Genomic DNA, 8,760 nt, shown 5'->3' on the forward strand with positions numbered 1-8,760 from the left:
TCGTTATGAAAACTGACGCGCGCGCCGTGGCGCAGCCGGTGAACCCCCCGAGCCGTGCCACCGTGATCCCGTTACAGGTCACCCCAAAAATCGCGCCCCGTCCGGCGCGTCTGCGGCCTCTGCTGCAGCGCACCATTCCGGCCGCGGGCGGCCTGCTGCTGCTCCTGCTGGTGTGGCAGCTCGCCGCGCTGGTGGAACCGGCGTTTCCGTCGCCTTACGTGACCTGGCAGGCCGCGCAGACCCTGTTCGCCGATCCGTTCTACAGCAACGGCCCCAACGACCAGGGCATCGGCTGGAACGTGCTGGCCTCGCTGCAGCGCGTCGCCATCGGCTTTGGCCTCGCCGCGCTGGTGGGCATCCCGGCAGGCTTTCTGCTCGGGCGGTTCACCTTTCTCGCCCGGATGGGCAATCCGGTTATCGCCCTGCTGCGCCCGGTGAGTCCGCTGGCCTGGCTGCCGATTGGCCTGCTGCTGTTTCAGCGCGCCGAGCCGGCGGCCAGCTGGACCATTTTCATCTGTTCCATCTGGCCGATGATCATCAACACCGCCGAAGGCGTGCAGCGTATTCCGCAGGATTACCTCAACGTGGCGCGGGTGTTACAGCTCTCTGAATGGACGGTGATGCGCCGCATTCTGCTGCCCGCCGTGCTGCCCGCTGTCCTTACCGGGGTGCGCCTCTCTATCGGCATCGCCTGGCTGGTGATCGTCGCCGCTGAAATGCTGACCGGCGGACTGGGCATCGGCTTCTGGATCTGGAACGAGTGGAACAACCTCAACGTGGCCAACATCCTGATCGCCATTCTGATTATCGGCGTGGTCGGCCTGCTGCTGGAGCAGGGGCTGATGCTGCTGGTGCGTCGCTTCAGCTGGGAAAAATAAGGGGAAGAGCATGAAACACATTATTCGCGTTCAGCAGGTGAGCCAGCGTTTTAACACCGCCAGCGGCGAGTTCCTGGCCCTCGACAACGTCAGTTTTGATCTCCACGAAGGCGAAACCCTGAGCCTGATCGGTCACTCCGGCTGCGGCAAATCGACGCTGCTTAACCTGATCGCCGGGTTGACCCGCCCCAGCAGCGGGGTGCTGCTGTGTGACAACCGTGAGATTACCGGTCCCGGCCCGGAGCGCGCCGTGGTGTTTCAGAACCATTCGCTGCTGCCGTGGCTGACGGCCTTTCAGAACGTCGAGCTGGCGGTGCAGCAGGTGTTTAAAGGGCGTCTCACCCGCGCGGAGATGCACGACTGGATCGAGCACAACCTGAATCGGGTGCAGATGAGCCACGCCATGCACAAGCGGCCAGGCGAAATCTCCGGCGGCATGAAGCAGCGCGTCGGCATTGCACGGGCGCTGGCGATGAAGCCACGCGTGCTGCTGCTGGATGAGCCGTTTGGCGCGCTGGACGCCTTAACCCGCGCCCATCTGCAGGACAGCGTGATGCGCATTCAGCAGGAGCTGAACACCAGCATCGTGCTGATTACCCATGACGTCGATGAGGCGGTGCTGCTCTCCGATCGGGTGCTGATGATGACCAATGGCCCTGCCGCGCAGATTGGCGAGATCCTCACCGTCGATCTGCCGCGTCCCCGCGCCAGGGTGGCGCTGGCCGATGAGCCGCGCTATCACCAGCTGCGCCAGAAGGTGCTGCATTTCCTCTATGAAAAACAGACCACGGCGGCATAGGGAGCAGACCATGAGGCAACGGTTGCTGGTGATAGGCAATGGCATGGCGGGGATGCAGATGGTGGAGCGGCTGGTGCAGCGTGCGCCGCAGCGCTTTGTCATCACGGTCATTGGCCGCGAGCCGCACGGCAACTACAACCGCGTGCTGCTCTCGCCGGTGCTGGCCGGGGAAATGGTGTTCGATGAAACCCTGATCCATGACCCTGACTGGTATCAGCGGCACGGCGTCACGCTGCTGAGCGGTGAAACCGTGCTGCAGACCGACCTGGCGGCCCGCACGCTGCAGACCTGTCAGCGCCAGCTCGGCTGGGATCGGCTGGTGTTTGCTACCGGGTCACGGCCGCGCCGTCCCGCGATCCCCGGCATTGAGGGCGATAACGTCGTGACGTTTCGCAGCATTGCTGATGTCCGGCTGCTGCTGGCGGGTGAGGGGCCGATCGTGGTGCTGGGTGGCGGCTATCTCGGGATTGAAGCCGCGGCGGCGCTGCGCGCCCGGGGACGGGCGGTGACGCTGGTTCATCACAAGCCCTGGCTGCTGGATCGCCAGCTGGATGCACAGGCGGGCGGGCTGTTACAGGCGGCTCTGGAGCAGCGCGGTATCCGCTGTCTGCTGAACAGCGGCATTGCGGCCATCGGCAAAGCAGATGTGACGCTGACGGATGGCCAGCGCTGCGCCGCTCGTCAGGTGGTGATCGCCATCGGCGTTGAGCCGGAGGTGACGCTGGCCAGGGCGGCGGGGCTGCCCTGTCAGCGCGGCATTCTGGTGGATGGCCAGCTGCGCAGCGCGGTCAGCGGGGTGTATGCCGTGGGCGAGTGTTGTGAACACCAGGGTGAAACCCCGGGGCTGGTGGCCCCCTGCCTGGCGCAGGCTGAGATTCTGGCGGCGCAGCTGGCGGGATCGCCGCAGCCCGATTTCGTCAGTCAGCCGCTGGCGACCCGGCTCAAAGTCAGCGGCATTTCGCTGTTCAGCGCCGGGGATATCAGTGAGGGGGAATCCCTCCACAGTTTCGATCCGCTTTCCGGCGACTATCGCCGTCTGTTTCTTCGCCAGGGCCGCCTGCGCGGGGTGCTGCTCTCTGGCGACACCCGGCAGGGCCCGGCACTGCTGGCGCGTCTGCAGCGGGGCGAGGCGGTCACGCTTAACGCCCTGTTCGACCCCGATCAACCTGAACCGCAGCCGCAGGCTGCAGAGAGTCCTGAGATGAGTAAACCCGTATTAGCCGTGGTCGGTCACGGTATGGTCAGTCACTACTTTCTTGAGCAACTCGTTGCCCGCCAGCTGCATCAGCATTACCACATCGTGGTGTACGGCGAGGAGTTGCAGCCAGCCTACGATCGGGTTCATCTCTCCGACTACTTCAGCGGCAAAGCGGCGGACGCGCTCTCGCTGGTCAGCGCAGACTTTTTTGCCCTGCAGGGGATTGAACTGCGCAGCGGCTGTCAGGTGATGGCAATCGATCGGGCGCAGCGCAGCCTGCGCGACAGCGCGGGCAATGAGCTGGCGTGGGACAGGCTGGTGCTGGCAACCGGTTCACGCGCGTTTGTGCCGCCGGTGCCGGGCCACGATGGCGACCGCTGCTTTGTCTACCGAACCCTGGACGATCTGGATGCGATCGCAGCCTGCGCCCGCCACAGTCAGCGCGGTGTGGTGATTGGCGGCGGCCTGCTCGGTCTGGAGGCGGCCAACGCCCTGAAGCAGCTCGGGCTGGAAACCCATGTGGTGGAGTTTGCGCCACGGCTGATGGCGGTGCAGCTGGATGAGGGCGGGGCGCTGATGCTGCGCCAGAAGATCGATGCGCTGGGCGTCACGGTTCACACCTCGAAGCAGACCGACATCATTGAGCCGCAGCCGGACGGCAGCGTGGTGCTGCGGTTTGCCGACGGCAGCGCGCTGCCCACCGATCTGGTGCTCTTCTCCGCCGGTATCCGGCCGCGGGATGAGCTGGCGCGGGAGGCGGGCCTGACGCTCGGCCCCCGCGGCGGCATTGAAATTAACGACTGCTGCCAGACCAGCGATGCGGCGATCTTTGCCATTGGCGAATGCGCCTTGTGGAACGGGCAGATTTTCGGGCTGGTCGCCCCCGGTTACCAGATGGCACGGGTGCTTGCCGGACATCTGGCTGGAGAGCCTGCGGCCTTCAGCGGTGCCGACATGAGCACAAAACTGAAGCTGCTGGGGGTGGAGGTGGCGTCGTTCGGCGACGCGCACGGGCGCACGCCGGGCAGCCAGCACTATTACTGGAGTGATGGCCCTAAAGGCATCTACAAAAAGATCGTGGTCTCCGCGGATAACACCCGGCTGCTGGGGGGCGTGCTGGTGGGCGACAGCAGTGAGTACACCACGCTGCTGCAGATGATGCTCAATGCATTGCCGCTGCCCGCAACCCCGGGAAGCCTGATCCTGCCTGCGCTGGCCGGTGCGCCGAAAGCGCCCGGCGTCGCGGCGCTGCCCGACAGTGCGCAGGTCTGCTCCTGCCACAACGTCAGCAAGGGCGATATCTGTGCGGCGGTTCAGGCCGGATGCGGGGAGATGAGCAGTATCAAAAGCTGCACCCGAGCCGCCACCGGCTGCGGCGGCTGCGCGGCGCTGGTGAAGCAGGTCATGGAGTATGAACTGGAAAACCTCGGCGTCGAGGTGAAGAAGGATGTCTGCGACCATTTCAGCTATTCGCGTCAGGAGCTGTATCACCTGGTGCGGGCGGGGGAGTTCAGAACCTTCGATGCGCTGCTGGCGTCTCACGGCAAAGGCCAGGGCTGCGAAGTGTGCAAACCGCTGGTGGCGTCGCTGCTCGCTTCCTGCTGGAACGACTACCTGCTCAGACCGGCGCATCTGCCGTTGCAGGACACCAACGATCGCTACTTCGCCAACATCCAGAAAGATGGCACCTACTCCGTCGTGCCGCGCGTGCCAGGGGGCGAAATCACGCCGCAGGGGCTGATTGCCATTGGTGAGGTGGCGGCGCGCTACGATCTCTACACCAAAATCACCGGCGGCCAGCGTATCGACCTGTTTGGCGCGCGGCTCGACCAGCTGCCCGACATCTGGCAGACGCTGCTCGACGCCGGGTTTGAAACCGGTCACGCCTATGGCAAGTCGCTGCGCACCGTGAAGTCCTGCGTCGGATCGACCTGGTGCCGCTATGGCGTGCAGGACTCGACCGCCTTCGCTATCGCCCTGGAGAACCGCTACAAGGGACTGCGCGCGCCGCACAAGATCAAGATGGCGGTTTCCGGCTGCACCCGCGAATGCGCCGAGGCGCAGAGCAAGGATATCGGGGTGATCGCCACCGACAAAGGCTGGAACCTCTACGTCTGCGGCAATGGCGGCATGAAGCCGCGTCACGCCGACCTTTTCGCCAGCGATCTCGATGATGCCACGCTGCTGCGCTATGTGGATCGCCTGCTGATGTTCTATATCCGCACCGCCGATCGTCTGCAGCGTACCAGCGTCTGGATGGACAATCTGGAGGGCGGTCTGGACTATCTGCGGCAGGTAATCATCGAGGATAGCCTCGGGCTGGGCGCGACGCTGGAGGCGGAGATGCAGCAGGTGGTCGACGCTTACCAGTGCGAGTGGCAGACCACGCTGGCGGACCCGTCGCGCCTGGCGCTGTTCACCCCAACCCTCAACAGCGCGCAGCCGGATGAGACGCTGCACTACAGCCGGGTTCGCGGTCAGCGTCAGCCTGAAACGGTGGCCGCGCGGCCGCTGTTACAGCTGCCCGCCGAGCCGTGGAGTGCCATCTGCGCGCTGGAGGCGATTCCGCCTCAGGCGGGGATCGGTGCGCGCCTCGGCAGCGAACGGGTGGCCCTGTTCCGCTTTGGCGAGACGCTCTATGCGCTGGAGGATCGCGAGCCCGGCAGCGATGCCAGCGTGCTGTCGCGCGGGATTCTGGGCGATGTGGGCGGCGAGCCGGTGGTGATCTCCCCGCTCTATAAACAGCGGGTGCGGCTGCGTGACGGACAGAGCCTGGATAACCCGCAGCATCAGCTGCGCTGCTGGCCGGTGAAGCTGGAAGCGGGGCAGATCTGGCTGGCAAACCGTCCGCTTAACCCGCTGGCGCAGGCATCATGAACAGCACCTGTCCCTATTGTGGCGTGGGCTGTGGCGTCTGCGTCACGCTGCAGGGGGCGCAGCAGGCCGTTGTCACCGGCGATCCGCACCATCCTGCCAGCCTGGGCCGGTTATGCGTCAAGGGCGCGGCGCTGGGCGAGACGCTGATCCCGGAAGGCCGGTTGCTGACGGCCAGGGTCGACGGTCAGCCGGTCAGCCTGGCATCCGCGCTGGATGCGGCGGCGGCGGGGCTGCGCGCGGTGATCGATCGCTATGGGCCGGAGGCGGTAGCGTTTTACGGCTCCGGTCAGCTGCTGACTGAGGATTACTACGTCGCCAATAAACTGATGAAGGGCTACATCGGCGCCGCCAACATCGACACCAATTCGCGGCTCTGTATGGCGTCCGCCGTGGTGGGATATAAGCGGGCGCTGGGCGCGGACGCAGTGCCCTGCTGTTATGAGGATCTGGAGCAGGCCGATCTGGTGCTGCTGGTCGGCTCTAACGCCGCCTGGGCGCACCCGGTCGTCTGGCAGCGGCTGATGCAGGCGAAGCAGCAGCGTCCGGCGATGCGCATCGTGGTGCTGGACCCGCGCCGGACCGCGAGCGGCGATCAGGCTGATCTGCACCTGCCGCTGCGTCCCGGCAGCGATGCGGTGCTGTTTTCCGGCCTGCTGCACTGGCTGGCACAGACGAAGGGTCTGGATGCCAGCATGCTGCCGCACCTCAACGGCGTCTCAGAGACGCTGGCCGCGGCGGCGGCGTGGGATGTGGTTCGGGTGGCGGTGGAGTGCGATTTAACCGTGCAGCAGGTGACGCACTTTTTCCGGCTGTTCAGTGAGCACGATCGGGTGCTGACGCTCTGGTGTATGGGGATCAATCAGTCCGTCACCGGCAGCGACAACAATCAGGCCATCCTCAATCTGCATCTGCTGAGCGGCAAAATAGGCCGCCCGGGCTGCGGTCCCTTTTCGCTGACCGGACAGCCAAATGCCATGGGTGGCCGCGAGGTGGGCGGGCTGGCGAACCAGCTGGCGGCGCACATGACGTTTACCGCAGAAGATTGCGACCGGGTGCAGCGTTTCTGGCGCAGTCCGGTGATAGCCCGCCAGCCGGGGCTGACCGCGCTGGAACTGTTCAGGGCGATCGGGGAGGGCAGCGTGAAAGCGGTGTGGATAATGGGGACCAACCCGGCGGTGTCGATGCCTGAGGGCAACCGGGTGGCGCAGGCGCTGGCGGCCTGTCCGCTGGTGATTGTGTCCGATGTGATGGCGCAGACTGACACCAGCGCCTTTGCCGATATCCTGCTGCCTGCCCAGGGCTGGGGCGAGAAGAGTGGCACCGTGACCAACTCAGAGCGGCGGATTTCACGTCAGCGCCCTTTCGCCAGCGCACCGGGTGATACCCGGCCAGACTGGTGGCTGCTGGCTCAGGTGGCGCAGCGGTTAGGGTTCAGTGAGGGGTTTAACTGGCAGCATCCGTCGGAGATCTTCCGCGAACATGCTGCGCTGTCCGGTTTTGAGAACGGGGGGCAGCGGGCATTCGATATCAGCGGGCTGGCGCAGCTGAGTCAGGCGGAGTGGGACGCGCTGCGTCCGGTGCAGTGGCCGGTAAACGCTGACCACCCACGGGGCTGCGCCCGGCTGTTCAGCGATCGGCGCTTTTATCATCCGGACGGTAAAGCGCAGTTACGGGTGCCGGCAACGCCGCACGCTGTGCCGCGTGATGCGGCTTATCCGCTGCTGATGAACAGCGGTCGGGTACGTGACCAGTGGCATACCATGACCCGGACCGGGCTGGTGCCGCGCCTGATGCAGCATTGTGATGAGCCGTTTGCGGCACTGCATCCGGCGGATGCCGTGCAGTATGGTGTGACGCCGGGCGGGCTGGCGCGGGTGCAGTCGCAGCAGGGCTGGATCAGCGTGCGGGTGCGTGCGGATGCCGGGATGCGGCGCGGCGAGCTGTTTGTGCCGATGCACTGGAACCGGCAGTTCAGTCAGCAGGGGCACGTTGACATGCTGGTTGCCGCCCGGGCCTGTCCTTTTTCCGGGCAGCCTGCGCTGAAGCAGACGCCCGTGCGCATCCTGCCGCTGGCGGTGAAGTGGCAGGGCTGGCTGTGGCAGCGCGGGATGACACCGCCCGCCGGGTTGCGTTACTGGGCGCGCGTGCCCTACCCGGCGGTGCAGCGGTTTGCGGTGGCGGGCGAGGGTTCGCCGCAGGCGTGGCTGGCCGATCATGCGGATCTGACCGGTTGTGAGGTGCAGGTCGCCACCGGCAGCGGCAGTGACTACCGGCTGCTGGCCTGGCGCGACGGCGCGTTGCAGCTGGCGTTTTACGCTGGCACAGCGCAGCCGGCGCTGGAGAGTGCGTTTGTCGCGGCGGCCTTCCTGGCTGCCCCGCAGGATGCGGCCGGGCGGCACAGCGTGCTGGCCGGTCGGGCCGCAGAGGGCAGGGCGACGGGCCGGATAATCTGCAGCTGTATGGCGGTGGGTGAGGAGGCGATTTTGCAGGCGATGGCGCAGGGGTGCCGGTCGACTCAGGCGCTGGGCGAGAGGCTGAAGTGCGGCACACAGTGCGGCTCCTGTATTCCGGAGCTGAAGCAGCTGTTGTTGTCTGACGTGGTGGTGGAGGAATGATGACGCGGGCAATTGATTCTCTGGATAAGTTACTGGCTCCGGCCGGTGCGGGCGGGCAGGCGGGCAGGGTCTGGCTGGTCGGTGCCGGGCCGGGTGATGTGGATCTGCTGACAGTGAAGGCATTGCGGTTGCTGCAGCGTGCGGAGGTGGTGGTGTATGACCGGCTGGTGAGCGAAGCGGTGATGGCGGAGGTGCCGGAGAGCGCGTTGTCGATTGATGTGGGCAAGCAGCCGGGCGCGCATGGTCTGAAGCAGGCACAGATCAATCAGCTGCTGGTGGATCTGGCGCGCAGCGGGCGCAACGTGATCCGGCTGAAAGGCGGCGATCCCTTTATTTTTGGTCGCGGTGGCGAGGAGATGGTGAGCCTGCAGCAGGCCGGGATCCGTTGTGAGG

The 8,760-nt window shown here is 65.7% G+C and carries 5 protein-coding genes; all 5 read left to right on the forward strand.

Annotated features, from left to right (window positions below):
- The first annotated feature begins 5 nt into the window (after positions 1–5).
- The gene (ntrB, locus tag CKF42_RS14960; RefSeq protein ID WP_111208530.1) at positions 6–878 is read left to right on the forward strand and encodes a nitrate ABC transporter permease; all 873 of its coding nucleotides are present in this window, start codon (positions 6–8) and stop codon (positions 876–878) included.
- A 10-nt stretch (positions 879–888) separates the two neighbouring features.
- Entirely contained in the window at positions 889–1,677 is a 789-nt protein-coding gene (locus CKF42_RS14965; RefSeq protein ID WP_111208531.1) for an ABC transporter ATP-binding protein, read from the forward strand.
- A gap of 10 nt (positions 1,678–1,687) precedes the next feature.
- A complete protein-coding gene (gene nirB, locus CKF42_RS14970) occupies positions 1,688–5,752 on the forward strand; it encodes a nitrite reductase large subunit NirB (RefSeq protein WP_111208532.1) in 4,065 nt (1,354 codons plus the stop codon).
- On the forward strand, positions 5,749–8,367 hold the full coding sequence (locus CKF42_RS14975; RefSeq protein ID WP_111208533.1) for a nitrate reductase: 2,619 nt from the start codon (positions 5,749–5,751) through the stop codon (positions 8,365–8,367). The genes nirB and CKF42_RS14975 overlap by 4 nt, the downstream gene beginning before the upstream one ends.
- Positions 8,367–8,760 (forward strand): uroporphyrinogen-III C-methyltransferase (locus tag CKF42_RS14980; protein WP_233501047.1); only part of this gene is annotated, 394 nt, incomplete at its 3' end. The genes CKF42_RS14975 and CKF42_RS14980, both read left to right, overlap by 1 nt.

The sequence above is a fragment of the Pantoea sp. ARC270 genome, assembly GCF_003236725.1.
GTDB lineage: Bacteria > Pseudomonadota > Gammaproteobacteria > Enterobacterales > Enterobacteriaceae > Pantoea > Pantoea anthophila.

Coding starts and splice junctions, on each gene's coding strand:
- nirB (WP_111208532.1), top strand. CDS start 1,688: ATGAGGCAACGGTTGCTGGTGATAGGCAATGGCATGGCGGGGATGCAG.
- ntrB (WP_111208530.1), top strand. CDS start 6: ATGAAAACTGACGCGCGCGCCGTGGCGCAGCCGGTGAACCCCCCGAGC.
- CKF42_RS14975 (WP_111208533.1), top strand. CDS start 5,749: ATGAACAGCACCTGTCCCTATTGTGGCGTGGGCTGTGGCGTCTGCGTC.
- CKF42_RS14965 (WP_111208531.1), top strand. CDS start 889: ATGAAACACATTATTCGCGTTCAGCAGGTGAGCCAGCGTTTTAACACC.